Annotated in this window: 1 protein-coding gene; it reads left to right on the forward strand. The window is 69.8% G+C overall.

Translation table 11 applies throughout. The features are described from left to right. The coding region (locus DN069_RS40365) for a hypothetical protein (protein WP_165845665.1) at positions 1-301 on the forward strand (301 nt) is incomplete at both ends.

Genomic DNA, 301 nt, shown 5'->3' on the forward strand with positions numbered 1-301 from the left:
CCTCTACACCCCCGCCACCCCCGACTACGCCACCACCACCAGCAACACCGTCCACACCGTCCGCTACCTCACCACCATCACCGGCGGAACCCCGAACACCACCCACGCCCACCACGGCCAAACCCTCACGCTCACCGGCGGCCTGTGGGAGCAAGGCATGACCGGCTGGCACCGGATCGGCGGCCTGGAAGTCCGACTGGTGTTCCGCGCGACCGGCTCCAACGTTTGGCACACCGCCGCCACCGACTGGACCAGCACCGCTGGCTACTACACCCTCCACGCCACCGCCACCACCAGCGGC

It is taken from the genome of Streptacidiphilus pinicola (assembly GCF_003258295.1).
In the GTDB taxonomy this organism is placed as follows: domain Bacteria; phylum Actinomycetota; class Actinomycetes; order Streptomycetales; family Streptomycetaceae; genus Streptacidiphilus; species Streptacidiphilus pinicola.